At 56.4% G+C, this 24,405-nt stretch carries 31 protein-coding genes, 1 tRNA gene and 1 pseudogene; 22 read left to right on the forward strand and 11 right to left on the reverse strand.

Annotated elements, in window-relative coordinates:
- Positions 1 to 41 precede the first annotated feature (41 nt).
- From AB4N85_RS04840 to AB4N85_RS04865, 6 genes are read left to right on the forward strand one after another with little or no spacing between them, the layout of a single operon-like run.
- Complete coding sequence (locus tag AB4N85_RS04840) at positions 42 to 1,595, forward strand: sugar ABC transporter ATP-binding protein (protein WP_056784422.1); 1,554 nt, start codon at positions 42 to 44, stop codon at positions 1,593 to 1,595.
- Positions 1,592 to 2,569, forward strand: coding sequence for an ABC transporter permease (locus tag AB4N85_RS04845; protein WP_016774040.1), 978 nt, complete (start codon positions 1,592 to 1,594; stop codon positions 2,567 to 2,569). The genes AB4N85_RS04840 and AB4N85_RS04845 overlap by 4 nt, the downstream gene beginning before the upstream one ends.
- A gap of 3 nt (positions 2,570 to 2,572) precedes the next feature.
- Entirely contained in the window at positions 2,573 to 3,592 is a 1,020-nt protein-coding gene (locus AB4N85_RS04850; RefSeq protein ID WP_041478551.1) for a LacI family DNA-binding transcriptional regulator, read from the forward strand.
- Positions 3,593 to 3,616: 24 nt separating this feature from the next.
- The gene (rbsK, locus tag AB4N85_RS04855) at positions 3,617 to 4,534 is read left to right on the forward strand and encodes a ribokinase (protein WP_252869137.1); all 918 of its coding nucleotides are present in this window, start codon (positions 3,617 to 3,619) and stop codon (positions 4,532 to 4,534) included.
- Positions 4,531 to 4,935, forward strand: coding sequence for a D-ribose pyranase (rbsD, locus tag AB4N85_RS04860; RefSeq protein WP_041478553.1), 405 nt, complete (start codon positions 4,531 to 4,533; stop codon positions 4,933 to 4,935). Before rbsK ends, rbsD begins: the two co-directional genes overlap by 4 nt.
- Positions 4,936 to 4,966: 31 nt before the next feature.
- On the forward strand, positions 4,967 to 5,995 hold the full coding sequence (locus tag AB4N85_RS04865; RefSeq protein WP_056784434.1) for a nucleoside hydrolase: 1,029 nt from the start codon (positions 4,967 to 4,969) through the stop codon (positions 5,993 to 5,995).
- Positions 5,996 to 6,029: 34 nt separating this feature from the next.
- On the opposite strand, the gene AB4N85_RS04870 is transcribed toward AB4N85_RS04865, so the two are convergent.
- Positions 6,030 to 6,230, reverse strand: a complete 201-nt coding sequence (locus AB4N85_RS04870) for a hypothetical protein (RefSeq protein ID WP_056784436.1) — start codon at positions 6,228 to 6,230, stop codon at positions 6,030 to 6,032.
- A gap of 129 nt (positions 6,231 to 6,359) precedes the next feature.
- On the opposite strand from AB4N85_RS04870, the gene AB4N85_RS04875 reads away from it, so the two are divergent.
- Positions 6,360 to 6,662: a hypothetical protein gene (locus AB4N85_RS04875; protein WP_056784439.1), complete on the forward strand. Its 303-nt coding sequence runs from the start codon at positions 6,360 to 6,362 to the stop codon at positions 6,660 to 6,662.
- A 166-nt stretch (positions 6,663 to 6,828) separates the two neighbouring features.
- Positions 6,829 to 7,146: an I78 family peptidase inhibitor gene (locus AB4N85_RS04880; protein WP_016774047.1), complete on the forward strand. Its 318-nt coding sequence runs from the start codon at positions 6,829 to 6,831 to the stop codon at positions 7,144 to 7,146.
- A gap of 65 nt (positions 7,147 to 7,211) precedes the next feature.
- Here the strand turns inward: AB4N85_RS04880 and AB4N85_RS04885 are convergent, their stop codons facing one another.
- A complete protein-coding gene (locus AB4N85_RS04885) occupies positions 7,212 to 7,424 on the reverse strand; it encodes a cold-shock protein (protein WP_003179963.1) in 213 nt (70 codons plus the stop codon).
- A 290-nt stretch (positions 7,425 to 7,714) separates the two neighbouring features.
- Positions 7,715 to 8,017, reverse strand: coding sequence for a hypothetical protein (locus AB4N85_RS04890; protein WP_056784441.1), 303 nt, complete (start codon positions 8,015 to 8,017; stop codon positions 7,715 to 7,717).
- A gap of 370 nt (positions 8,018 to 8,387) precedes the next feature.
- Here AB4N85_RS04890 and thrS point away from each other — a divergent pair, with 370 nt between their 5' ends.
- The 9 genes from thrS to AB4N85_RS04935 all read left to right on the forward strand — a co-directional run bounded on the left by thrS (position 8,388) and on the right by AB4N85_RS04935 (position 15,840).
- Positions 8,388 to 10,310, forward strand: coding sequence for a threonine--tRNA ligase (gene thrS, locus AB4N85_RS04895; protein WP_024012407.1), 1,923 nt, complete (start codon positions 8,388 to 8,390; stop codon positions 10,308 to 10,310).
- Positions 10,310 to 10,861, forward strand: a complete 552-nt coding sequence (gene infC / locus AB4N85_RS04900; protein WP_169432615.1) for a translation initiation factor IF-3 — start codon at positions 10,310 to 10,312, stop codon at positions 10,859 to 10,861. Before thrS ends, infC begins: the two co-directional genes overlap by 1 nt.
- A gap of 60 nt (positions 10,862 to 10,921) precedes the next feature.
- Positions 10,922 to 11,116, forward strand: a complete 195-nt coding sequence (rpmI, locus tag AB4N85_RS04905) for a 50S ribosomal protein L35 (RefSeq protein WP_002553160.1) — start codon at positions 10,922 to 10,924, stop codon at positions 11,114 to 11,116.
- A gap of 27 nt (positions 11,117 to 11,143) precedes the next feature.
- The gene (gene rplT / locus AB4N85_RS04910; RefSeq protein WP_002553161.1) at positions 11,144 to 11,500 is read left to right on the forward strand and encodes a 50S ribosomal protein L20; all 357 of its coding nucleotides are present in this window, start codon (positions 11,144 to 11,146) and stop codon (positions 11,498 to 11,500) included.
- Between the two features lie 109 nt (positions 11,501 to 11,609).
- Positions 11,610 to 12,626, forward strand: coding sequence for a phenylalanine--tRNA ligase subunit alpha (gene pheS, locus AB4N85_RS04915; protein WP_003226365.1), 1,017 nt, complete (start codon positions 11,610 to 11,612; stop codon positions 12,624 to 12,626).
- A 26-nt stretch (positions 12,627 to 12,652) separates the two neighbouring features.
- Entirely contained in the window at positions 12,653 to 15,031 is a 2,379-nt protein-coding gene (gene pheT / locus AB4N85_RS04920; protein WP_125926676.1) for a phenylalanine--tRNA ligase subunit beta, read from the forward strand.
- 3 nt (positions 15,032 to 15,034) lie between these two features.
- Positions 15,035 to 15,337: an integration host factor subunit alpha gene (gene ihfA / locus AB4N85_RS04925; protein WP_002553164.1), complete on the forward strand. Its 303-nt coding sequence runs from the start codon at positions 15,035 to 15,037 to the stop codon at positions 15,335 to 15,337.
- Positions 15,318 to 15,674: a MerR family transcriptional regulator gene (locus tag AB4N85_RS04930; protein WP_003179985.1), complete on the forward strand. Its 357-nt coding sequence runs from the start codon at positions 15,318 to 15,320 to the stop codon at positions 15,672 to 15,674. The genes ihfA and AB4N85_RS04930 overlap by 20 nt, the downstream gene beginning before the upstream one ends.
- 89 nt (positions 15,675 to 15,763) lie before the next feature.
- Positions 15,764 to 15,840, forward strand: a tRNA-Pro gene (locus tag AB4N85_RS04935).
- 79 nt (positions 15,841 to 15,919) lie between these two features.
- Here the strand turns inward: AB4N85_RS04935 and AB4N85_RS04940 are convergent.
- From AB4N85_RS04940 to AB4N85_RS04950, 3 genes and pseudogenes are all read right to left on the reverse strand, one after another.
- On the reverse strand, positions 15,920 to 17,032 hold the full coding sequence (locus AB4N85_RS04940; protein WP_460068320.1) for a tyrosine-type recombinase/integrase: 1,113 nt from the start codon (positions 17,030 to 17,032) through the stop codon (positions 15,920 to 15,922).
- Positions 17,032 to 17,244, reverse strand: coding sequence for a hypothetical protein (locus AB4N85_RS04945; RefSeq protein ID WP_076567171.1), 213 nt, complete (start codon positions 17,242 to 17,244; stop codon positions 17,032 to 17,034). The genes AB4N85_RS04940 and AB4N85_RS04945 overlap by 1 nt, the downstream gene beginning before the upstream one ends.
- Before the next feature lie 45 nt (positions 17,245 to 17,289).
- A pseudogene (locus tag AB4N85_RS04950) lies at positions 17,290 to 17,784 on the reverse strand (hypothetical protein).
- Positions 17,785 to 17,898: 114 nt separating this feature from the next.
- Between AB4N85_RS04950 and AB4N85_RS04955 the strand changes: the two are divergent.
- Complete coding sequence (locus AB4N85_RS04955) at positions 17,899 to 18,408, forward strand: hypothetical protein (protein ID WP_252869138.1); 510 nt, start codon at positions 17,899 to 17,901, stop codon at positions 18,406 to 18,408.
- 141 nt (positions 18,409 to 18,549) lie between these two features.
- Here AB4N85_RS04955 and AB4N85_RS04960 read toward each other — a convergent pair whose 3' ends face one another.
- Positions 18,550 to 19,092 carry a hypothetical protein gene (locus tag AB4N85_RS04960; protein ID WP_435406347.1) on the reverse strand — a complete coding sequence of 181 codons (543 nt, stop codon included), beginning with the start codon at positions 19,090 to 19,092 and terminating at the stop codon, positions 18,550 to 18,552.
- Entirely contained in the window at positions 19,089 to 19,415 is a 327-nt protein-coding gene (locus tag AB4N85_RS04965) for a hypothetical protein (RefSeq protein WP_252869139.1), read from the reverse strand. The genes AB4N85_RS04960 and AB4N85_RS04965 overlap by 4 nt, the downstream gene beginning before the upstream one ends.
- A gap of 136 nt (positions 19,416 to 19,551) precedes the next feature.
- Here AB4N85_RS04965 and AB4N85_RS04970 point away from each other — a divergent pair, with 136 nt between their 5' ends.
- Positions 19,552 to 20,253, forward strand: a complete 702-nt coding sequence (locus AB4N85_RS04970) for an FRG domain-containing protein (RefSeq protein WP_252869140.1) — start codon at positions 19,552 to 19,554, stop codon at positions 20,251 to 20,253.
- A 45-nt stretch (positions 20,254 to 20,298) separates the two neighbouring features.
- Here AB4N85_RS04970 and AB4N85_RS04975 read toward each other — a convergent pair whose 3' ends face one another.
- On the reverse strand, positions 20,299 to 20,919 hold the full coding sequence (locus AB4N85_RS04975; RefSeq protein ID WP_252869141.1) for a hypothetical protein: 621 nt from the start codon (positions 20,917 to 20,919) through the stop codon (positions 20,299 to 20,301).
- 89 nt (positions 20,920 to 21,008) lie between these two features.
- Here AB4N85_RS04975 and AB4N85_RS04980 point away from each other — a divergent pair, with 89 nt between their 5' ends.
- A complete protein-coding gene (locus AB4N85_RS04980; protein WP_252869142.1) occupies positions 21,009 to 21,599 on the forward strand; it encodes a hypothetical protein in 591 nt (196 codons plus the stop codon).
- Between the two features lie 52 nt (positions 21,600 to 21,651).
- Here AB4N85_RS04980 and AB4N85_RS04985 read toward each other — a convergent pair whose 3' ends face one another.
- On the reverse strand, positions 21,652 to 22,524 hold the full coding sequence (locus AB4N85_RS04985) for a DNA methyltransferase (protein ID WP_460067201.1): 873 nt from the start codon (positions 22,522 to 22,524) through the stop codon (positions 21,652 to 21,654).
- A complete protein-coding gene (locus AB4N85_RS04990; RefSeq protein ID WP_435406349.1) occupies positions 22,455 to 22,805 on the reverse strand; it encodes a DNA methyltransferase in 351 nt (116 codons plus the stop codon). Before AB4N85_RS04990 ends, AB4N85_RS04985 begins: the two co-directional genes overlap by 70 nt.
- A 73-nt stretch (positions 22,806 to 22,878) precedes the next feature.
- Between AB4N85_RS04990 and AB4N85_RS04995 the strand changes: the two genes are divergently transcribed.
- Together AB4N85_RS04995 and AB4N85_RS05000 are read left to right on the forward strand one after the other, a co-directional pair.
- The gene (locus AB4N85_RS04995) at positions 22,879 to 23,622 is read left to right on the forward strand and encodes a hypothetical protein (RefSeq protein WP_252869143.1); all 744 of its coding nucleotides are present in this window, start codon (positions 22,879 to 22,881) and stop codon (positions 23,620 to 23,622) included.
- A 118-nt stretch (positions 23,623 to 23,740) separates the two neighbouring features.
- Entirely contained in the window at positions 23,741 to 24,274 is a 534-nt protein-coding gene (locus AB4N85_RS05000) for a hypothetical protein (RefSeq protein ID WP_252869144.1), read from the forward strand.
- The last annotated feature ends 131 nt before the right edge of the window (positions 24,275 to 24,405 follow it).

The following is a 24,405-nucleotide window of genomic DNA, read 5'->3' on the forward strand; positions in this document are numbered from 1 at the left end:
CAACGGCGCTCGTCCGTCCGGGCGAGCGCATGGAGATTTCTATGTCAGTTTCCGCTCCGAACGCTGTCCTCTCGGTCAGCGGTATCGGCAAGACCTATGCGCAACCGGTGCTCACCGGCATCGATCTGACGCTGATGCGCGGTGAAGTACTGGCGCTGACCGGCGAAAATGGTGCCGGCAAAAGTACCCTGTCGAAGATCATTGGTGGTTTGGTCACACCCACTACCGGCCAGATGCAATTCCACGGCAAGGACTATCGTCCGGGCAGCCGTACCCAGGCTGAAGAGCTTGGCGTGCGCATGGTCATGCAAGAACTCAATCTGTTGCCGACGCTGTCGGTGGCGGAAAACCTCTTTCTGGATAATCTGCCGAGCAGCGCTGGCTGGATCAGCCGCAAGCAGTTGCGCAAGGCGGCGATCGAAGCCATGGCGCAAGTCGGCCTCGATGCGATCGATCCGGACACGCTGGTCGGTGAACTCGGTATCGGCCATCAGCAGATGGTTGAAATCGCGCGCAACCTGATCGGCGACTGCCATGTGCTGATCCTTGACGAGCCGACCGCGATGCTCACGGCGCGCGAAGTCGAAATGCTCTTCGAGCAGATCAGCCGATTGCAGGCCCGCGGCGTTTCCATCATCTATATCTCTCACCGTCTCGAAGAACTGGCGCGGGTGGCGCAGCGTATTGCCGTGCTGCGTGACGGCAATCTGGTCTGCGTCGAGCCGATGGCCAACTACAACAGCGAGCAACTGGTCACCTTGATGGTCGGTCGCGAACTGGGTGAACACATCGACATGGGGCCGCGCAAGATCGGCGCTCCGGCGTTGACGGTCAAAGGCCTGACCCGCTCTGACAAAGTCCGCGACGTCTCTTTTGAGGTGCGTGCCGGGGAGATCTTCGGCATTTCCGGATTGATCGGGGCAGGGCGCACGGAATTGCTGCGGCTGATATTCGGTGCCGATGCTGCCGACAGCGGCACCATCGCGCTCGGCTCCCCGGCCAAGGTCGTGAGTGTTCGCTCGCCAGTCGATGCCGTACGCAATGGCATCGCGTTGATCACCGAGGATCGCAAGGGCGAAGGGCTGCTGCTCAGTCAGTCGATCAGCGCCAACATCGCCCTGGGTAACATGCCGGAAATCTCCAGTGGCGGTTTCGTCAACAACGGCGACGAAATCTCCCTGGCGAAGCGTCAGATCGAAGCCATGCGCATCCGCAGCTCGAGCCCGACGCAGTTGGTTTCGGAACTGTCCGGCGGCAATCAGCAGAAGGTCGTGATCGGTCGCTGGCTGGAGCGCGACTGTTCGGTGCTGCTGTTCGACGAGCCGACTCGCGGGATTGATGTCGGCGCCAAGTTCGATATTTACGGTTTGCTCGGTGAGTTGACCCGCCAGGGCAAGGCGTTGGTGGTGGTGTCCAGTGACTTGCGCGAGTTGATGCTGATCTGTGACCGGATCGGCGTGCTTTCGGCGGGGCGTCTGATCGACACCTTCGAGCGCGACAGCTGGACCCAGGATGATTTGCTTGCCGCCGCATTCGCCGGCTACCAAAAACGTGATGCGTTGCTCAATGAGGCAGCGCCTAGGGATCTCCCATGAAAACTGCATCTTCTGCCAGTAAACGTAGTGGCAATTTCTTCGGCCTGGGCACATATCTGGGCCTGGCCGGTGCCTTGCTGGCGATGATTGCGCTGTTCTCGGTTCTGAGCAGCCATTTCCTCTCGTACAACACTTTCAGCACCCTGGCCAACCAGATTCCCGACTTGATGGTGCTGGCGGTGGGCATGACCTTTGTGCTGATCATCGGCGGCATCGATTTGTCCGTCGGCTCGGTGCTGGCGTTGGCCGCATCGACGGTCAGCGTTGCAATTCTCGGCTGGGGCTGGAGCGTTTTGCCAGCGGCGCTGCTCGGCATGGCGGTGGCGGCTCTGGCCGGCACCATCACTGGCTCGATCACCGTGGCCTGGCGGATTCCGTCGTTCATCGTCTCCCTCGGCGTGCTGGAAATGGCCCGCGGTGTGGCGTATCAGATGACCGGGTCGCGGACTGCGTACATCGGCGATGCGTTCGCCTGGCTGTCGAATCCGATCGCGTTCGGTATTTCACCCTCGTTCATCATCGCTTTGCTGGTGATCTTCATCGCGCAGGCAGTTTTGACTCGCACTGTTTTCGGCCGCTACCTGATCGGCATCGGCACCAACGAAGAAGCCGTGCGGCTGGCCGGGATCAATCCCAAGCCCTACAAGATTCTGGTGTTCAGCCTTATGGGCCTGCTGGCGGGCATTGCCGCTCTGTTTCAGATTTCGCGTCTGGAGGCGGCTGACCCGAACGCAGGTTCGGGCCTGGAACTGCAAGTGATCGCGGCGGTGGTTATCGGTGGTACCAGCCTGATGGGTGGACGCGGTTCGGTAATCAGTACTTTCTTTGGCGTGCTGATCATTTCCGTGCTCGCGGCCGGTCTCGCACAGATTGGTGCGACGGAACCGACCAAGCGCATCATCACCGGAGCGGTAATTGTTATCGCCGTGGTGCTCGACACCTATCGCAGTCAACGCGCCAGTCGCCGAGGCTGAACCATGGCAACGATCAAGGATGTAGCGGCGCTTGCGGGTATTTCCTACACGACCGTGTCGCACGTGGTGAACAACACCCGCCCGGTGAGTCAAGAAGTGCGGCGCAAAGTCGAGGCGGCGATCAAGAGCCTCGACTACGTTCCCAGTGCCGTGGCGCGCTCGCTGAAAGCCAAAACCACGGCGACCATCGGCCTGCTGGTGCCTAACAGCCTCAACCCGTACTTCGCTGAATTGGCGCGCGGAATCGAGGATTACTGCGAGCGCAACGGTTACTGCGTGATCCTCTGTAACTCCGACGACAATCCGGACAAGCAGCGCAGTTATCTGCGCGTGTTGCTGGAAAAACGCATCGACGGTTTGATCGTCGCCTCCGCCGGCGGTGACACTGGTCTGGCGCAAGGGCTGGCAGGCGTGAAGACGCCGATGGTTATCGTTGACCGGGGCCTGGAAGGTGTAAATGCCGATCTGGTGCGTATCGATCATGAATACGGCGCTTATCTGGCAACCCGTCACCTGCTCGAGTTGGGGCATCGCGACATCGCCACCATTGGCGGTCCGGCCAGTACCAGCGTGGCGCAAATGCGTCAGGCCGGTTATTGCCGAGCGCTGCGAGAAGCGGGAATCGAGGTGCGCGAGGAGCGTATGCTCGAAAGCGACTTCACCAGCACCGGCGGTTACAACGCCGCAGCCCGGCTGCTCGAGAGCAATCCGCCGAGCGCAATTTTTGCCGGTAACGACATGATTGGCATCGGTGTGCTGCGTGCGGCGGCTGAACGTAATGTCCGGGTGCCGGCCGAGCTGTCGGTAATCGGCTTCGATGACATTCAGATGAGCCGTTATGTCTATCCGGCGCTGACCACGGTCGGCCAGTCGATCCTGCAACTGGGCGAGATGGCCGCCGAAGTGCTGTTGCGCAGAATTGCCGCGCCGGATTCGGGCACCGATCAACGCATCGTGACCCCGAGCATTGTCCTGCGCGAATCGACCGCGCCGCTGTCCGGCGTGTTCACCGAATATCGCTGAAACCGAATTGATGAGTAGTGATGTATGCCAGCAAATGTAGTGGTAATAGGCAGCCTGAACATGGACCTGGTCACCCGGGCGCCACGGCTGCCACGCGGCGGTGAAACGCTGATTGGTCATTCCTTTGCCACGGTGTCTGGCGGCAAGGGCGCCAATCAGGCGGTTGCTGCTGCGCGCTTGGGCGCTAAGGTGGCAATGATCGGTTGCGTCGGAAATGACGACTACGGTGTGCGATTGCGCGATGCCTTGCTCGCCGAGCACATCGACTGCGAGGCTGTCAGTGTCGTAGAGGATTCCAGTGGCGTAGCGCTGATTGTGGTGGATGACAACAGCCAGAACGCGATCGTGATTGTCGCCGGTGCCAACGGCGCAATGACGCCGGCAGTGATCGAACGCTTTGATGCGGTTTTACAAGCCGCCGATGTTGTGATCTGTCAGCTCGAGATTCCCGACGCGACGGTCGGACATGCGCTCAAGCGTGCGCGTGAGCTGGGCAAAACCGTCATCCTCAACCCGGCGCCGGCCAGCCGTCCTTTGCCGGCTGACTGGTTTGCCGCCATCGACTATCTGATTCCCAACGAAAGCGAAGCCGCCGCATTGAGCGGGCTCGCTGTCGACTCGCTGCAGTCGGCAGAAACGGCTGCCACTCAGTTGATTGCCATGGGCGCGGGCAAAGTCATCGTCACGTTAGGGTCGCAAGGCTCATTGTTCGCCAACGGTAACGGCTTCGAACATTTTCCCGCGCCGACCGTGAAGGCGGTCGATACCACGGCGGCGGGCGACACTTTCGTCGGCGGTTTTGCCGCAGCGCTGGCCGATGGCAAGACTGAGGCCGAGGCGATTCGCTACGGGCAGATCGCCGCTGCACTGTCGGTTACCCGCGCCGGTGCGCAACCGTCGATTCCAACCATGTCCGAAGTACAGGCGTTCAAACCCGCATGAAAAAGACTCCTCTGCTTAACGTCGCGCTGTCGCGATTGATCGCTTCTCTTGGCCACGGTGACATGGTCGTGATTGGCGATGCCGGTTTGCCCGTGCCACCGGGTGTCGAGTTGATTGATCTGGCGCTGACCCATGGCATCCCTGATTTCGTCAGCACGCTGAAAGTTGTACTCAGCGAGATGCAGGTAGAAAGCCATGTGCTGGCCAAAGAGATCTTCGACAAACAACCCACGGCACTTGCCGATCTGGACGCGTTGAACGAAGAGGGCGCGCTGGGCCGTAGGGATCTGCTCACCCACGAGCAGTTCAAGGTGCTTAGCCGACAAGCCAGGGCGATCATTCGTACAGGAGAATGTCAGCCGTACTGCAACATCGTTCTGGTCGCCGGGGTTACATTCTGATTTCCGATATCACCTGCACAAGGAATGCGCTATGCAACGCTATGCTGCAAAACTTCATCAACTGGTCCGGAGCCTGCTGCTTTTGTCTGTGATAACTGCGACCGGCGTTCAGGCCGCTGAAAAAATCGATTTGATCATCGACACCGATCCAGGCGCTGACGACGTTGTCGCTTTGCTCTTCGCGCTGGCGTCGCCGGATGAATTGAATATCCGCGCGTTAACGACTGTCGCCGGCAACGTGCGCCTGGACAAGACTTCGCGTAACGCGCGACTCGCTCGCGAATGGGCAGGGCGCGAAGACGTGCCAGTTTACGCTGGCGCACCGAAGCCGCTGATGCGCACGCCGATCTACGCCGAGAACATTCATGGCAAGGAAGGCTTGTCAGGCGTCACGGTTCACGAACCGAAGAAAGGCTTGGCGAAAGGCAATGCGGTCAATTACCTGATCGACACTCTTAAATCGGCCAAACCGCACAGCATCACCATTGCCATGCTCGGTCCGCAGACCAACCTGGCTCTGGCATTGATCCAGGAGCCGGAAATCGTTCAGGGCATCAAGGAAGTGGTGATCATGGGCGGGGCGCATTTCAACGGTGGCAACATCACCCCTGTGGCTGAATTCAACTTGTTCGCCGATCCGCAGGCTGCCGAGGTGGTGCTCAAGAGCGGGGTGAAGCTCACCTATCTGCCGCTGGACGTGACCCACAAGATCCTGACCAGCGATGCACGCCTGAAGCAGATCGCCGCGCTGAACAACAATGCGAGCAAGATCGTCGGCGACATTCTCAACGAATACATCAAGGGCGATATGGAGCACTACGGCATTCCCGGTGGCCCGGTGCATGACGCGACGGTTGTGGCGTATCTGCTCAAGCCTGAGTTGTTTACCGGTCGGGCGGTCAACGTCGTGGTGGATAGCCGTGAAGGACCGACATTCGGCCAGACCATTGTTGACTGGTATGACGGCCTGAAAGCACCGAAGAATGCATTCTGGGTCGAAAATGGCGACGCCCAGGGATTCTTTGATCTGCTGACCGAGCGCCTGAAACGCCTGAAATAATTCGTCAACCCGCAGGCGGTTTGCCTGCGGGTTTTCACTGCGGCTGTTCAGCCTGGCTGATCGGATAGCGTTCGAATACCTGATTGATAAAATGCTGCGCCGCTTCTATCCCCAACTCCTTGACCAGTAAATCAATGCCGATCAGCGCCAATTCTTCCGTCGTGCCGGGGCTGTAAGAGCTGTGTCCTTCGGCCCATTTGGCGTTGATGGCGGCGTCGATGCTTACACTGGTCATGGGAGGCTCGAAAGGTCAGGATGTCTGTTTTCGAGTTAACCATTTTGTGCGGCATTTGGCACTGCGACTTAGGCATGAGCGGAGCGCTATGCGACACTTGGTCTTTTCCGGCTTGCAAAGGACCCCGCTGTGCAGATTGATCTGAATACCCCTGACGGCCTCACACTCGAAGCAGTGCGCCAATTGCTTGCCTCGGGCAGTGACGACGTGCACAACCAATTGCGCGTGACCAAAGATGGCATTGCCTATCTGTCTACGGTGACCGGTGGGCAGGATATCGAGGGTCTGCTGTTTCGCCTGGAAACCTGGGCGAAGGGGTCGGGCTATGTGGGTAACGTCGCAGCCAGCGATGAAGTCTGGGTGATGCAGATTTTCAACGCACTCAAAGACAACTGGCCGAATCCGCCCTACGACTACATCGACGTTTATTGAGGTCGTTAATATTCAGTCACGAATGTTTGATGAGCCGGACAGGGCGGCTCAGGCACACTCGGCATTTTTCCGCTCGTGGGGCAGGGCATGGCTTGAGCCTTGAAACCAAACGCCGCATTGGCGGTCGCACGATCTCTGCTTAAACATTTGAAAACAAGGAGGCTTCATGCCTTTGAAGTTCGCGACACTGGGTGCACTTATGGCCGCTGCTCTGTTGGCTGGTTGCAGCACAACCTCCAGCGAGTCGGCAAAGGAGCCCGTGGCGGCTGAATCAGGAAATAGCCGCTGCGAAGCATCGGCAGCGCAATTTGCCATCGGCAAGAAGGCATCCCCTGAGTTGCTGGATCAGGCGCGTGCCAAGGCTGGGGCGCAAAATGCGCGTTTCCTCAAGCCGAACGACATGATCACCCTGGAATACCGCTCCGATCGCCTGAACCTGAACACCGATAACAACCTGGTAGTTACTCGCGTCAACTGCGGCTGAGTCCTTTTGTGTCAGGCATAAAAAACCCCGTCACCAGGACGGGGTTTTTTTAGTGCGCCGAGAAATTACTCTGGGCGAACCTGTGCAGCTTGCATACCCTTTTGGCCTTTCTCAGCCACGAAAGAGACGGTCTGGCCTTCTTTCAGGCTTTTGAAACCGTCGGATTCGATAGCTTTGAAGTGTACGAACAGGTCGTCACCGCCACCTTGAGGAGTGATGAAGCCGAAGCCTTTTTCATCGTTGAACCATTTAACGGTGCCGGTTTGGCGATTAGACATGGTGTATCTCCAAGAAACATATATTTTCAGTAGTGCTGTGCTGCTCAGGCCAACTGGGCACACCCGGGTATCATAGTCGAAATGTTCGCTTTGGTAGCCCCCCGGACGTGCTGTTTGCCAATCAGTCGTGTTTTCTTTACCACCTGGTTGCGCTGAAAGCCCCGGTTTGAAAGGCTTTCAGCGAAACGTAAAGACGATAAAAAAACCTGTAAAACCTGCATAAATCGTCTGAAAAGCCTCATTTCCAGCACTTTTTTCCGCCTTTCAGCCGATGTTAATGACCGGTTTTCTTATTTTTTCGGGGCGGTATTTGCCTTGCATTTGGTGATCTGGCCAAGGGCTTTCTTTTGCAATTCAGGCGTCGCCTTGTTGTCCATCAGCGCCTGAATGTCGCTGGCCGGATAGGACTTGATGGCGTCAGCTCCGCAAGCGCAGTGGGATTTCGCCGCGGCAGCACCGATTTGCTGGGTTGCAGCCTCAGTGCACTGGGCCATGTACTTCTCGCGCTCGCCTTTCGGCCAGTCGGCATGGGCGCTCAGTGGCAGCAGCAGAACGACGGGTGCGACGAGGGCGAATAAGCTTTTCAGACGCATGCGAGGATGCTCCTTGTGGGTCAATGTCTTGTTATCTGAGGGCGCAAAGGCCTATCAAGTTCAGCACTCTGGCATAAAAACGGACATTTGGCCTTCTGCCAAATCAGGGCGTAAGCGACCGCTCATCTGTGCTAGCATGCCGGGCTCAAGCGTTCTCAGGCTTCGGATGACCTTCAGTCCCGAAGCGGTCGGCGTGCGAATTTTTCCGATTTGAATCCCAGTCACTCTGGTTCGGTTTTCCGGTTGGCCGCAAGGCTCCTGCCGCTGTAAGGCAGGCGTTCGTCATTGAATGGCCTGGATCGGATCTTGTACTGGCTCATCCCAACCCACGTGACCTTTGGTAGGGGTCACCACTAGGAGAGGAGGCGCCATGCCAACTATTACTCTTCCCGACGGCAGTCAACGTTCATTCGATCACCCGGTTTCCGTAGCCGAGGTCGCCGCATCCATTGGTGCAGGTCTGGCCAAAGCCACCCTCGCCGGCAAGGTCAATGGCCAACTGGTCGACGCCAGCGACATCATCAGCAGCGACGCGACCCTGCAAATCATTACGCCAAAGGATGAAGAGGGGCTGGAGATCATTCGCCACTCTTGCGCGCACCTGGTTGGCCACGCGGTCAAACAGCTGTACCCGACCGCGAAGATGGTCATCGGCCCGGTCATCGACGAAGGCTTCTATTACGACATCGCCTACGAGCGTCCTTTCACGCCGGAAGACATGGCGGCCATCGAACAGCGCATGCAGCAACTGATCGAGAAAGATTACGACGTCATCAAGAAAGTCACTCCGCGCGCTGAAGTGATCGAAGTGTTCAAGGCTCGTGGCGAAGATTACAAGCTGCGTTTGGTTGAAGACATGCCGAACGAGCAGGCCATGGGTCTGTACTATCACGAAGAATACGTCGACATGTGCCGTGGTCCGCACGTGCCGAACACGCGTTTCCTGAAATCCTTCAAGCTGACCAAGCTGTCGGGCGCCTACTGGCGTGGCGACGCCAAGAACGAGCAATTGCAGCGCGTCTACGGCACCGCTTGGGCTGACAAGAAACAGCTGGCGGCGTACATCCAGCGCATCGAAGAAGCCGAGAAGCGCGATCACCGCAAGATCGGCAAGCGTCTGGGCCTGTTTCACACTCAGGAAGAGTCGCCGGGCATGGTGTTCTGGCACCCGAATGGCTGGACTCTGTACCAGGTGCTCGAGCAGTACATGCGCAAGATCCAGCGCGACAACGGCTACCTTGAGATCAAGACTCCTCAAGTCGTCGACCGCAGCCTGTGGGAAAAATCCGGGCACTGGGCCAACTACGCCGACAACATGTTCACCACTCAGTCGGAAAACCGCGACTACGCCATCAAGCCGATGAACTGCCCATGCCACGTGCAGGTGTTCAATCAGGGACTGAAAAGCTACCGCGAGTTGCCGATGCGTCTGGCCGAGTTCGGTGCTTGCCACCGTAACGAGCCGTCGGGTGCGTTGCATGGCATCATGCGCGTGCGAGCGTTTACTCAGGACGACGCGCACATCTTCTGCACCGAAGAGCAGATGCAGGCCGAGTCCGCTGCGTTCATCAAGCTGACCATGGATGTCTATCGCGATTTCGGCTTTACCGAAGTCGAGATGAAACTGTCCACTCGTCCGGAAAAACGCGTCGGCTCCGATGAGCTGTGGGATCGCGCTGAAGCTGCATTGGCTGCAGCCCTTGATTCTGCTGGCCTGCCGTACGATCTGCAGCCGGGCGAGGGTGCTTTCTACGGGCCGAAGATCGAGTTCTCGCTGAAAGATTGTCTCGGTCGAGTCTGGCAGTGTGGTACCTTGCAGCTCGATTTTAACCTGCCTGTCCGTTTGGGCGCTGAATACGTCTCCGAAGACAACAGCCGCAAACACCCGGTGATGTTGCACCGCGCGATCCTCGGTTCGTTCGAGCGTTTCGTCGGGATTCTGATCGAGCACTACGAAGGTGCTTTCCCTGCTTGGCTCGCGCCGACCCAGGCGGTGATCATGAATATCACTGATAAACAGGCAGATTTTGTTGCAGAGGTTGAAAAAACTCTCAACGAAAGCGGATTTCGTGCCAAGTCCGACTTGAGAAATGAAAAGATCGGCTTTAAAATCCGCGAGCATACTTTGCTCAAGGTTCCCTATCTTTTGGTTATCGGAGATAAGGAAGTCGAGATGCAGACTGTCGCTGTGCGTACTCGTGAAGGTGCTGACCTGGGCTCGATGCCCGTCGCCCAGTTCGCTGAGTTTCTCGCGCAAGCGGTTTCCCGGCGTGGTCGCCCAGATTCGGAGTAATTATTATTAAGCGTGAAATGAGACAAGATAAACGAGCTGCACCGAAAGCCCCGATCAACGAGAATATCTCGGCACGCGAGGTTCGGTTAATTGGCGCTGATGGCGAGCAGATTGGCATCGTCTCGATTGATGAAGCGCTTCGTATCGCTGAAGAAGCAAAGCTTGATCTGGTGGAAATTTCCGCAGATGCAGTCCCGCCTGTTTGCCGGGTGATGGACTACGGCAAATCGATCTTCGAGAAGAAGAAGCAGATTGCCGCGGCGAAGAAAAATCAGAAGCAGATTCAGGTTAAAGAAATCAAGTTTCGTCCAGGGACGGAGGAAGGGGATTACCAGGTAAAACTGCGCAACCTGGTACGTTTCCTGAGTGACGGGGACAGGGCCAAGGTATCCTTGCGATTCCGCGGCCGTGAGATGGCCCACCAGGAGCTGGGGATGGAACTCCTCAAGCGGGTTGAACAAGACCTGCTCGAGTACGGTTCGGTCGAACAGCATCCTAAGATGGAAGGACGCCAGCTGATCATGGTCATCGCCCCGAAAAAGAAGAAGTAATCAACAGGGCACGGCAGGCCTTCTGATTATGTTTATCAACTGAATGCGGAGTATCCGAACATGCCAAAAATGAAAACCAAAAGTGGTGCTGCCAAGCGGTTTCTGAAAACTGCTAACGGCATCAAGCACAAGCACGCTTTCAAGAGCCACATCCTGACTAAAATGTCGACCAAGCGTAAGCGTCAACTGCGCGGTAGCAGCTTGCTGCATCCGTCTGACGTGGCAAAAGTCGAGCGCATGCTGCGCCTTCGTTAATTTAGTCAAGAATAGAGGAAGTAACTCATGGCTCGTGTAAAGCGTGGCGTCATTGCCCGTAAGCGTCACAAAAAAATTCTGAAACTTGCTAAAGGCTACTACGGCGCACGCTCCCGCGTATTCCGTGTTGCCAAGCAAGCGGTAATCAAGGCAGGCCAATACGCCTACCGTGACCGTCGTCAGAAAAAACGTCAGTTCCGCGCTCTGTGGATCGCTCGTATCAACGCTGGTGCTCGTGTTAACGGTCTGTCCTACAGCCGTTTCATCGCTGGCCTGAAAAAAGCGTCCATCGAGATCGACCGTAAGGTTCTGGCTGATCTGGCAGTGAACGAAAAAGCGGCGTTTGCTGCGATTGTCGAGAAAGCTAAAGCCACCTTGGCTTAAGTACCCCCGACAGTCACCCGGCCTCACCTCTGTGGGGCCAGGTGTTAAACGTCATAAATAGGGGAAGAGCCTTCAAGCTCTTCCCCTATTTTGTATCTGGAGTCTGTACATGGAAAACCTGGATGCGCTGGTCTCTCAAGCACTAGAGGCTGTGCAAAGCGCTGAAGATATCAATGCCCTGGAGCAAATCCGGGTTCAATACCTTGGCAAGAAGGGCGAATTGACTCAGGTGATGAAGACCCTGGGGAATCTGCCGGCCGAAGAGCGTCCGCAAGTCGGTGCGCTGATCAACGTTGCCAAGGAACGTGTTACAGGCGTTCTTAATGCGCGCATGGCATTGTTTGAAGAAGCCGAGCTGGCTGCCAAACTGTCTGCCGAATCCATCGACGTGACATTGCCGGGCCGTGGCCAGACCTCTGGCGGTCTGCATCCGGTCACCCGGACTCTGGAGCGCGTCGAGCAGTTCTTCACCCGCATTGGCTACGGCATCGCCGAAGGCCCTGAGGTCGAAGACGACTACCACAACTTTGAAGCGCTCAACATCCCAGGCCATCACCCGGCCCGGTCGATGCATGACACCTTCTATTTCAATGCCAACATGTTGCTGCGCACCCATACCTCGCCGGTACAGGTCCGCACCATGGAATCGAAGCAGCCGCCGATCCGCATCGTCTGCCCGGGCCGCGTCTATCGCAGCGACTCCGATATCACCCATTCGCCGATGTTCCACCAGGTCGAAGGCCTGCTGGTCGATCGCGATATCAATTTTGCCGATCTCAAAGGCACCATCGAAGAATTCCTGCGGGTGTTCTTCGAGAAAGAACTGGCCGTGCGTTTCCGTCCTTCGTATTTCCCCTTCACCGAGCCATCCGCTGAAGTCGATATGGAATGCGTGATGTGCAGCGGCAAAGGCTGCCGCGTCTGCAAGCAGACCGGCTGGCTGGAAGTGATGGGCTGCGGCATGGTTCACCCGAACGTGCTGCGCATGTCCGGCATCGATCCGGAAGAGTTCTCCGGATTTGCCTTCGGCATGGGTGTCGAGCGTCTGGCCATGCTCCGTTACGGCGTGAACGACTTGCGTCTGTTCTTCGACAACGACTTGCGGTTCCTCGCGCAATTTCGCTAGTCGTAACGAATTCTTAGGAGAGCAGGATGAAATTCAGTGAACAATGGCTGCGTGGCTGGGTCAGCCCGCAGGTAGATCGCGATGAGCTGGTTGCTCGTCTGTCGATGGCCGGTCTTGAGGTCGATAGCGTTACTCCGGCCGCCGGCGTATTCAGTGGTGTGGTGGTGGGTGAGGTGCTGAGCACCGAGCAGCATCCGGACGCCGACAAGTTGCGCGTATGCCAGGTCAGCAATGGCGCGGAAACCTTCCAGGTCGTGTGCGGAGCGCCAAACGTGCGCCCGGGCCTGAAGATTCCGTTCGCCATGATTGGCGCAGAGCTGCCGGGCGACTTCAAGATCAAGAAGGCCAAGCTGCGTGGCGTCGAGTCCAACGGCATGCTGTGCTCGCAGGCAGAGCTGCAGGTCGGTGAGGGCAACGACGGTCTGATGGAGCTGCCGGCCGATGCGCCGGTGGGCGAAGATTTCCGTGTGTATCTGGATCTGGAAGACGCCAGCATCGAGGTCGACCTGACCCCGAACCGTGGCGACTGCCTGTCCCTGGCCGGTCTGGCTCGTGAAGTCGGCGCGCTGTACGCCGTGCCGGTAACCCGTCCTGTGGTGGCTGCGGTTGCAGCGGTACACGACGAAGTCCGCTCGGTCGAGGTGCTGGCCCCGGCGGCCTGCCCACGTTACTTGGGTCGGGTCATCCGTAACGTCGACCTGTCCAAGCCAACCCCGCTGTGGATGGTTGAGCGTCTGCGTCGCGCCGACGTGCGCAGCATCGACGCTGCCGTCGATATCACCAACTACGTCATGCTCGAGCTCGGCCAACCGCTGCACGCTTTCGATCTCGCCGAAATCAATGGCGGCATTCGTGTGCGCATGGCTGAAGAGGGCGAGAAGCTGGTTCTGCTTGATGGTCAGGAAGTCAGCCTGCGCAGCGATACGCTGGTCATCGCTGACCACACTCGTGCACTGGCGATCGCCGGCGTCATGGGTGGCGAGCACAGCGGTGTTTCCGCGACCACCCGTGATGTGTTCCTCGAATCTGCGTTCTTTGATCAGATTGCGGTTGCCGGCAAGGCACGTTCTTACGGCTTGCATACCGACGCTTCGCATCGCTACGAGCGTGGCGTTGACTGGCAGCTGGCACGTGAAGCCATGGAGCGCGCCACTGGCCTGCTGCTGGAAATCACTGGCGGCGAAGCTGGTCCGATCATCGAGACCGTCAGCGAACAACATCTGCCATCGATTGCACCGATCACTTTGCGTGCTCAGCGCATCACTCAGATGCTCGGCATGGAGATGGATTCGGCACAGGTCGAGCGTCTGCTCAGTGCCCTGGGCCTGAGCATTACCGCTGATGGCGAAGGCCAATGGCGAGTTGAAGTGCCAAGCCACCGCTTCGATATCAGCCTGGAAGTCGACCTGATCGAAGAGCTGGCACGTCTGTACGGTTACAACCGTCTGCCGGTTCGCTACCCCCAAGCGCGTCTGGCGCCGCAAGCCAAGGCAGAAGCGCGTAGTGATCTGCCTGAGCTGCGTCGTCTGCTGGTTGCTCGTGGTTATCAGGAAGCGATCACTTACAGCTTCATCGATCCGCGTCAGTTCGAACTGTTCAATCCAGGTGTCGAGCCGCTGTTGCTGGCCAATCCGATCTCCAACGATATGGCCGCCATGCGCTCGTCGTTGTGGCCAGGTCTGGTCAAGGCGTTGCAGCACAACCTCAACCGTCAGCAGGATCGCGTGCGTCTGTTCGAGAGCGGTCTGCGCTTCGTTGGTCAGCTTGAGGGCTTGAAGCAAGAGCCTATGCTGTCCGGGGTTGTTTGCGGGAGTCGCTTGCCGGAAGGCTGGGCGCAGGGTCGGGATACCGTCGACTTCTTCGACGTAAAGGCTGACGTGGAGGCTGTACTGGGTTTTGCCGGTGCCCTGGATTCGTTCACCTTTGCTCCGGGCAAGCACCCGGCGCTGCATCCGGGTCAAACCGCGCGCATCGAGCGTGAAGGTCGCGAGGTAGGCTATATCGGTGCAATTCACCCTGAGCTGTCGAAGGCGCTGGGGCTGGATCGTCCGGTGTTCGTCTTTGAGCTGGTTCTGGCGGAAGTGGCGCTCGGTAAAATGCCGAAATTCCACGAGTTGTCGCGCTTTCCTGAAGTGCGTCGTGACCTTGCACTGATCGCGCACAAAGACGTCGCGGCCTCGGCTGTACTGGACGTAATCCGTGAAAATGCAGGCGAATGGCTCACAGAGCTCAGGCTGTTTGACGTGTATCAGGGTAAAGGTATTGATCCTGATAGAAAAAGCCTTGCAGTCGGCTTGACCTGGCAGCATCCATCGCGCACTCTTAATGACGATGAGGTGAATTCGACGACGCAAAATATCCTCACCTCGCTCGAACAAAGGTTGAACGCCACGTTAAGGAAGTGACGTATGGGGGCTTTGACGAAAGCTGAGATGGCGGAACGTCTGTATGAAGAGCTGGGCCTGAACAAGCGGGAAGCCAAGGAATTGGTCGAACTGTTTTTCGAGGAAATCAGGCACGCTCTTGAAGACAACGAGCAGGTCAAATTGTCCGGTTTCGGCAATTTCGACCTTCGGGACAAACGCCAGCGGCCTGGCCGCAACCCGAAAACGGGGGAAGAAATCCCGATCACGGCTCGCCGTGTGGTCACCTTTCGTCCAGGGCAGAAGTTGAAGGCCCGAGTTGAGGCTTATGCTGGAACCAAGTCATAACGACGAACTACCCGTCATCCCGGGCAAACGCTACTTCACCATTGGTGAAGTCAGCGAGCTGTGTGCCGTAAAGCCACACGTGCTGCGCTACTGGGAGCAGGAGTTTCCTCAGCTCAACCCCGTCAAACGCCGCGGGAACCGCCGGTATTATCAGCGCCAGGACGTGCTGATGATCCGGCAGATCCGCGCGCTCCTTTACGATCAGGGTTTCACCATCGGCGGCGCACGTCTGCGCCTGTCCGGCGACGAAGCCAAAGATGACACCACACAGTACAAACAGATGATTCGGCAGATGATTGCCGAATTGGAGGATGTCCTGGTGGTACTCAAGAAATAAAAAGCTGCGTTTGAATACTTCCAGTTTTCAAAAGCTTGCGATATATTCTTGAGCGTTCTTCGAGGTGAAGAACGGGATGCAACATCAGTCGGGGCGTAGCGCAGTCCGGTAGCGCACTAGCATGGGGTGCTAGGGGTCGAGTGTTCGAATCACTCCGTCCCGACCATATTTCCTGATTAAAATCAGACACTTAAGCCGATCAGATGGATCGGCTTTTTTTGTGCCTGCGCAAAACCCGCGCAAAACTACCCGGTGATTTCGCTGATATTCAAATCAGGAATTGCCTCTGACCAGACGATCTCGGCATGGTCCTTCTGGTAGTTCTTCGTCATGGTTTCGCTGGCGTGGCCGGCGATCTTCTGACCGTCCTTCTCGGCTTTCTGATACAGGTGCAGCGACAGCGCTCGCACTTCATGGAAGCCCGGCATTTCCTCTTCCTTCCATCCCTTATAACAACCCGCCGTATCCCGGGCCTCCTTGAAGGCTCGCGTCAAATATCGCTCTTCGACCTGCGTCCAGTGGTCCTTCGTCTGCGCCTGCTTCTGCTTTTTGCGATCGGGCCGGCGGTGGATGAGGTACGGTGAGACGATGTCATTCCGGCAACGGCTGATCACCGCCTGGAGTTCTTCGGTCACTTTGAACCGGATCCACGCCGCGTCGCTGGCCTTGGCCGTCTTCTGCTGAACCACATACAAAAAACCTTCCCGGACACCATCGAACCGCATATTCAAGATGTCCGTCCGACGCTGCGCGGTGATCAGTGCCAGGTCGATTGCGTTCTGCAGCCAGAACGGTGACTTCTCCCGGATGGCCTTCAGGCCTTCGACGGTGTGTCGCTTGCGCTGCTTCTTTTCAATTCGATTGATGGTGCTGGCGGCCGGGTTGTCCGGGCACAGGCCTTTGGCCGCTGCGTGGTTGAAGATGTCGATCAGCAGCGCGCGGCACTGGTTGGCAGTGCGCGGGGTGAGGGCGTCCAGCATCTCCGCGATCATGCCGATCGTGATCTGATCGATGGCTTTGCCTTCGAACTGTTTCCGGAAACGACGGAAATGCACGGCGTACAGGCCCAGTGTGCCTTTTGCGAGTTCCCTCGGCGGCAGAAGGTCGCGTTCGTATGCGTCCAGAAAGCCGGCGAACGATTCCGATGTGCTGCCCATTACGGCGCCGACCAGGTCAGCGCCGCGCATGAACTCCAGATTCAACTGCTTCGCGGCATCGATCGCCTTGATCCGGTCAGACCCGAACTGGAACCACTTACCGTCGGTGGGCCGGCGGTAGCGATAGGTCGAGCGCCGCGAATCGAAGTACAGGTTCTGCGGTAGGCTCTTGTTCGCCTTGTTGCGCGGCCGTGGGACCATCATGCAGCTCCTTTCAATACCATCGCGACCAGGTCATTGCCGTCCGAACGGCTGAACGCGGTCCAATCAACGTACCAGAGTTTGCCGATTTGCTCGCCGGGCACCTTGCCGTTGCGGATGTAGTTGCGGATCGCCTGGGGGCAGGGTGGTGTACCGTTTTCACCCCAGCGCCGGCGCTGGAATTCACTGATCTTGATCAGCTCTTTTTTCATTGGTGATGCTCCATGCCGCGCGTGGCGGCAGAAGGTGGTGATGGGTTATGCGCCGGCCTTGGCCAGAACTGCGTCAGCAACCTTCATGGCAGCCTGCGCATCGTCGACATAAGCGGGGTCGAACCCGCCGCACAGGTGGATGGTTGCTTGGCAGGCGCGCAGGTTCTCGCGGGTGAGTTTCAGCGCGGCGACCAGCTCTTCGTGCAGCTCGCGCTCTTCCCGACCGATTTCCCAGAATCGCGTTGCCCAATGATCGGATGGCGGCGGGTTCGTGTTCTGCGCGCCGAAGGCCAGCGATCCGACCACAGCGTCGAGCAAATCGCGCTAGTAGGCGTTGTCGCCGTCGATGCTCAGGCCACGCCGACGCAGGGTTGAAACTACCTCGTTCAGGTCGAGCCCTTTGTCCTGCAGCACGATGTCTAGTTCTGGTTTTTCCGGGGTGTAGATGGAAAGGCAGAGTTTGGCGCCGGCCGGCAAGCTGGCGCTGATCTTCTCCAAGGCATCGCTCGCTCTTTCATGAAAGCGGTTCAGTGCGGACATACGAATACCTCGCCCGCCGTACACCGGCAGGCTGTTGAGTTGGGGGGGGGAGGGCAAAAAAGAATCCTTTTTAGAATTTGCAGCTAAGATCAGGTCTCTACTGAGGGCTGGACGATGGAAGATCTGTTGGTTGAACTGAAGGCAGTAGCAGGCGCAGGTTTTTACTCCGTTGCACTTTTCACATCGCTCGCGATACCTGATATATGCGCTTCTTTAGAATCAGAGGATGGAAAGGCGACGGGAGCTAGATATAAGGCTTGGTTTGATAAATGGGTCGCAAGCAAATATCCGCCGATGCGTTATGGGAAAGTCGCCATTACCGGAGCTGTCTGTTATGCATATCGTTGCGGATTACTTCACCAGGGCAAGGCGATGCACAAAGACTTGGGATACTCCAGAGTGCTTTTTCTAACGCCGGGCCCGCTCACAGTGCATAACTCGATATTGATGGATGCTTTAGCCGTAGATATTCCCTCGTTTATTGAGGATATAACTATTGGGGTTCGGGAGTGGCTAAAAAGCGTGAGTGGTACTGAGCCGTTTGATAGTCACTATAAAAACTTCATGAAGCGTCATCGGGGAGGGCTGGCACCATACGTGGTGGGCGTTGATTTGATTTCTTAGTCCTCAGTCAACCCGTTTGAACTCGAGGACCCAGACACAGGGGTTGGCGTCCCAGTCGCCGCCGGTTGAGTTCCAGAGGTTTGCGAACGCCCAGCGTGGTGCTCCCAAGCATTGTTCATGACTGGTTGTCTTGTCCCACATTCAGCCGTTGCGTTGCAGATGGTGTTCTTCCGGCGCCGGGCAAATTCCAACATCAGTCCAGCCTGTTCCGGAGTGGCCGCACTTGCGGCCGTAGTCGGTGAAGAAGCAGCCTTCGGCCTTTGCCTGCTCGACGCGCACGTCGGTGATCTCCAGCAGGATGCGGCAGGCCCAGCGCGGCATGTGAATGCTCGGCTTCCAAACTGGCTGATCGGTTTCATATGGGGTCAGCCCGTCGGCGGCGTACACCAGCGTGCCGTCGTCGCGCGCCTCGCCGACATTGAAGTCGTCCGGTTTGAGGTAAGGGCCGCTCATGACCTCGCTGTGATCGCAGTACCAGGTCTCGCGCACCCACAGTCGGTCCTCGATCTGGCCGAAGGGGCAAAGCTCATTGGCTGAAAGCGCGACGAACTCCGGCACAAACTCTTCAAGCCATTTCAGGGCTGACCCTTTGACCGGTCGCCGCGTTACCGTCTTCCGGCCATCCAGAATGGCGCGCACCATCGGCGCCGAGAACAGGATCGGCCGTTCCTTGACCTGGCTCATTGCGTCACCTCGCGGCGGGCCCACCAGCAGACCGGGCCGTTGTCGGTGTCGTGGATCGACAGGCAGAACCAGCCTTCGCCGTCGGGTTTATCCGGATCCCAGTAACTGCAATCCGAATCGCCTGCGTCGAAGTAGCGGTCGGATATCGCTTGGTCGCTGTGGTACTCGAGCTCGACCATCTTCACTCGCAGGCCTTGCTCGGCGATCCAGGCTTTGCATTTCTCACCGTCGCCCTCATCAAAATCAGGCAAGTCGGGATGTTGGAACATGCCGTCTTCATCGCGCACGACGGGTGCCGGCTGTATGAGTTTTATCTTTTCCATGGTCGAGCTCGTCCTTGCCGCTATAGCGGCTGACTTTGAAGGGAGGAGAGTTTTTAGATGGAGCGGTTGCGCGCTTCCAGCTAACCTATGTTGAAATGTGCGGTACGACGTATAATCAGAAAATGGAGTTTTGATTTTGGTTTGGAATAAAATATACGAAGAGGTTGCTGCTTTAGTTGAAGATGCTGGTCCGTTCGGGCTACTTTTTAGGGGGCACCGGGATGCCGAATGGAAGCTGATTCCAGGCATTGGTCGTACGCGCGTATCTCACTCAACTGAAAAATCTATATATTTTGATTATCAAACAATGGCTGGGCCGCTACTTCCGGAGGGTATTAATCCTTGGTCGTTAGCGATATCTATGCAACATCATGGTATACCTACAAGATTGCTGGACTGGACTGATAGTTTTGCCGTGGCTCTTTATTTTGCGCTTAGGGATGAAGGGCGAGAGGTCCCTTGTGTGTGGATGCTTGATCCATATGAGTTGAATAGAGAGTTATCACAAGATCCGACGTTATTTACAATGAAGGATATCATAGGTGATTATCAGACTATATTCATTGATAGGGATAAAAAGTTGTCCGGCTCAGTGGTTGCTGCTGCGCCAGGGCGCCACCATCCACGAGCCTTTAGCCAGAAATCACATTTTACCATTCATATGGATTCGAGAACGTCTCTAGATGAACTTGCACCCAAAGCAGTTAGAAAGTTTTTGATCCCGAGGCGAGCTATTGCTGATGCAAGAAGATTTCTGCTAATTGCGGGAGTAAATGAATACTCCCTATTTCCGGATCTCGATGGGTTAGCTCGTGAAATTAGGCGTATTCATTTTTAGTAAAAACTCGGGTATTCGCTACCTAGATCTTGCCAGTTGGTTTTGTTACTTGCGTAGCGCCTGCTGCACCGCTTCCACCACTTGGCGCAGGTAGTTGAATTCGTGATTCTCCTCGGTCGCCTTGTCGCCAACCGGGTAGTGCCACTCTTCGCCAAACAGTTCAGTCAGCAGCCTGTCGTGATGCCAGCATTCGTTTGGCGACTCGACGCTTCGCAAAACATCGATGTCGTGCCAGAGCTCACGCGCCTCATCCTTGCTCAGCTCATCCAGTTCCCAGTCGTGTCGCCCGGTTTGTTGCCGGCGGCGCTGGACAATGCACTTTTTCGCCAGCGCATGGAGCGCGTTCCCGCTGAACCGCGTGCTGCTGACACCGCGATCGAGGCAGTTCAGGACGTAGTGCCAATCACAGTCGGCCACGAACTCTGCCACCGTGCGAGGGCCCATGCCACCCCAGTAGGCGCTCCAGCTGTTGTCCCAGCAGTTGATCGTGATCTTGCCCTGGGCTGTCTGATAGCTCGGGTCGGATTCAGTAGGGCAGTCGCGGCGGCCGAAGTCCTCGAGGAACACGGTAATCGCGTCGAGACGCGCCGCTCCGGTGATCACCAGCTTCGTCACAGTTAAGCGCTCAACCTTTAGCGGCTCGGCCGGTTTGTTTTCTGTGGGCATGGGGCGCCCTATGCCGGGGCATGCCCGGGCGGTGGTATGCTAGATATAATTGGCGCAACGCTTACTGGATTTATATATATGGAGGTTGAATGAGCTTCAGTGAAAGTGATTCTGGTAATACTAAATTTGTTAAAGGAGCGATATTTGTTTCCCTTTTGACAGCAAGCAGTGTTTCGTTTTTTCTGACGCTTGCGGAGTTTGTTGATACAAAAAAACAGAGCTCAGATTTGGTTAAGATATTTTCTACTCCACGCAAATTGGATTCGGCGTCTGAACAGAGAATAAAAGAAATTAATGACGATATGGTAAAGTTAAATGAGCTTTTGAAGTCTATGAAAGCTTCTGATTCAGATGTTCCATTTAATATAGATTTAGCTAAAATCGAGACTAAAGTTGGCGAGTTAAACTCGCGCCTCACGGTCCTGGAGAATGCGATTTCGAGTAACCCAGAAAAAGCGCTGATTGTTCCAATGCTACGGAAAGATCATGAGGCATTAGTGAAGCAGTTCAACGATTCTCTGGTCTCTTCTAAACTTGATTATGACAGGCTTTGGAGTATGTTGATGCTGCTTCTCACGTCCATAGGTGGAGCCGTCATTGTATTGTCTGGATGGGCTTTAAAGAGCTTGTTAGTTAATCGAGATAAGCGTGCTGTTTTACAGAAACATAGTACTGGGTAAGAGCCGGCTCCCCAGAGATGCCACTTCATGGTTGTCTAGACAGCGAACCGAATTAGGCAGTACCGAACAGATCCAGTTGATTGCATTCGGCTCGCTGCTCTTGCTGTCGGGTGATTTCGTGTTCGATCCGGGCCCGGGCGATCGCCGCGTACTGCTCGTCGATCTCGCAGCCGATGAACTGGAAGCCTTCGCGCATTGCGGCCTTCCCGGTGCTGCCGCTGCCCATGAACGGATCGAGCGCAACGCCGCCGGCCGGTGTCACCAGGCGCAGCAGGTAGGCCATCAGGTCAGTGGGCTTCACCGTGGGATGACTGTTGCCGTTGCGAGTACTCCACTCTGCCGTCTCGCAGTCGCGCATGGTTGCGTCTTTGGCGACTGCGGGGGCGTCCGAGCTGAGCAGCCCCTCGTTTCGATCTTTGCGGCTGGTCTTGGCGCAGTAGAAGAAGCGGGCAGCGCTCCCACTGTCGGAGTGGAAAGCGCCGGACACCCGCTCGCGCATCCCGCTGTACTTGACCGGGCCACTAAAGCCGTTGGCCGTCGGTTCGTTGCCTGTCACCGGTGCCGCTGCGCCCGCCTGAGCGGGGAACAGCGCGACTACCTCGGCGCTGCCGTCGTGGATTAGATTGGCGGGCCAGCGTCCATCTGAATGGCCGCCGGCGATTGGGCCAGGCGCAGATCCGCCCGCGGCGAAGTTACCTCCCTTGATTGCTCCGTTACTGATCCGAGCGGTGTCGTCTCCGGTTGTTACCCGGCATCGATCGATATTCATGGCGCCGGTTCCGTGCGCTATGACGTTGGCAGCGACCGTGCTGGAAAATGGTTTGCGAGCGACGGTGATTGGCTCGAGCGCCGGCTTCAATGCTGTGCCCCAGCCCTCGTACGAACCGCCGAGATTGTGCGACTTGGGGAAGCCGGAACCATACACCCAGCGATCATGTCGCGGATCTCGAACCCGGCATCCTCGATTCGGACTGCCATGCGGTGCTGAGTGCGAGTGCCGGCGAAAGCCAGCAGGTGGCCGCCGGGCTTGAGTACTCGCAGACATTCGGCCCAGACCTCAGTCGCCGGCACGTCGTAGTCCCATTTTTTTCCCATGAAGGCCAGGCCGTACGGCGGGTCAGTGACAACGCTATCGACGCTGCTGTCTGGCATCTGCCGCAACAGATCCAAGCAGTCGCCGACCAGTATCTGGTGAGTAGGTGGCATAGGGGATCCTCGCCGGCTGGCGTGAGTGATTGAAGTGAGATAGCTTGGCGCGATTATCTTGGACGGAACCGATATGAAGCGATTGTGCGCCTGGTGGGAAGAAATAGCTGATTGGTGGAAGGCTCAGAAAGTCGAATGGTATGCGGCTTATGGAACCGTTATTTATATCGGTATCATCATTCTGGTGATTGCTGCAAAACTCGAAGAGTTGTTTGAGTTGAAGTTAAATGAATTGGGTGATTTTTTAGCTGGTGTTTTTGGACCTGTCGCATTTCTATGGCTTGTTCTCGGGTTTCTGCAGCAGGGGCGAGAGCTTAAGCTAAGTTCTGACGCGTTGCGCTTGCAGGCTGACGAGCTAAAAAACTCTGTGGAGCAACAATCAATTATGGCTGCTGCAGCTATAAAACAAATTGAATCGCAGTCTTTAGCTTTCGATCTGCAGTTGCAAGAGCGTGAACGAGCAATGTCAGCGTTATTTTCGTTTGATTTTATCGAAGATCCAGACGGCCGTTTCCCGAGCATGGCTCATCTAAAAATGACGAATTATGGTGGTTGGGCGAACCACGTTTATCTACAGTTTTTACCTGGGATCGGTGGGACTGGTGAATCGTACTACCCATTCTTTAGGCCGGAGCAATCCAGAAATATCAGTGTTTATTTCGAGAATGTGGAGCCCGGCCATAAGATAGGTCAATGTAGGGTCAGGTATATCGGCCTCGATAAAGTCGCAAGGTCGGCTTTATTTAGCTACGAGGCAGTTCCTGAGAGGCGTTGGATTTTCGTCAAGACTCCCAACGAAAACAATCATGACTTGTAGGGATTGTCGCTACTACCGCCGTATATTTTTGCGGGGATGGGGATCCTCGCCGGCTGGCGTGATTCGTAGAAGTGGGGTATTTGTGTTCGGCCCGGCATGGAGCCGGATGGAGAGCGAGATGAAAGAACTCGTGCAAAAAAACGACTTGCCTGCTTATTTGCGGGGACTCGCGGCTGCCTCAATGCTTGTTATCAGCATGAGTTCGCCTGTAATGGAAATCGCCTCGACAGTTAAGTCAACTTATGAGATGGCTTATCTTGTCGAAAATTACGGACAATATATTGGCGAAGGCCCTTATATGATCGAGAGCCGAGATGGTAAAGAGTGGAAAGAATCGCCACAGCCAGATCCCGTAATCACGGGATACGCTTTTGCGTTCACGGTGTGCGCACGACTCGTACGATCTGGGAAGGAAATTGGCGGTCACCATTCTCTTCGGAAATCTCTAGCTGGCTACGAATATATCCAAATGGATAGGCTGGATGATGCAATGGTTTCTTCAATTCTTATTAAAATGCCGACAGACCCCGTTGAACTGCAGGCGCTAAAAGATCTTCTTGCAGAAACTACCGTGATGTTTTCTATCGATGACGGTTCTGGATTTTTTCATCTTGGCAACACGATGATGGGTAATGGTATATACCATTCGTAGTTCCTAACCAATGTTACATTCGCTCGCCCGTGCGGTTAGCTATTAACCAGATATGCCATCAAAAAGCTGTAGGGCTCGTTAGTATTGCTGGCGTGGGGTATACGGGTACTTTGCATCCATCTGCGACAAGG

The organism is Pseudomonas sp. H1_G08, from assembly GCF_054681355.1.